Raw genomic sequence first — 610 nt, 5'->3', positions numbered from 1 at the left:
GGGAGGAGCGGGCTGGCCCCCGCTGATCCGCGACCTGGCCGACCGGACGGGATATGGCCGGAGCCTGGCCGACGTGCGGGCGATTCCCCATTTCGGCCGGGCGGCGCAGGCCGATCCGCGCGGCACGCTCGGGGCATTGGCCGCTGAAGCCCTGATTGCGATCGAACGGACCGGTGCGGAGCGGATCCTGCTGGGCGGGACGGGGCTGGCGGGATTTCGGGATGCGCTGGCCGCGCGGCTGGCGGTGCCCGTGCATTGCAGCCTCACCGAAACCTTGCGGGCGGTGGTGTCCCATATGGCAGCACGGGGCTGATTTGCTCCCAAATATTGTGAACAATAATCGTTGACATATTGTGACGGATCGTCATTCTCCATTCGGAATGTTTCGCGGGTGGTCGGATTCCGGGCGGTGGGGCCGGGCACGTGCAGGATGGAGGGACGAGATGGCCAGCAGAGGAAAATTGCGGGAATTGCCGCTACGGCTCTCCCTGGCGGGCGGAAGCGCGTTTCTGCCGGCGATGCTGCTGCTTTCGGCGGCGGTGGCGCCTCAGCCGGCGCAGGCCGTGCCGGCGAAAGGCCGGGCCGCCGCCAGCCATCGTCCCCGGGCCGG

At 68.9% G+C, this 610-nt stretch carries 1 protein-coding gene; it reads left to right on the top strand.

The genetic code is table 11. The features are described 5' to 3' along the window. The coding region (locus HUK84_RS21995; protein WP_218064505.1) for an aspartate/glutamate racemase family protein at positions 1-313 on the top strand (313 nt) is incomplete at its 5' end. Between the last annotated feature and the right edge of the window lie 297 nt (positions 314-610).

This window comes from Nguyenibacter vanlangensis (genome assembly GCF_013376155.1).
In the GTDB taxonomy this organism is placed as follows: domain Bacteria; phylum Pseudomonadota; class Alphaproteobacteria; order Acetobacterales; family Acetobacteraceae; genus Gluconacetobacter; species Gluconacetobacter vanlangensis.
The sequence above is the reverse complement of the archived record's forward strand: the minus strand, read 5'-3'. Positions and strand labels throughout refer to the sequence as shown.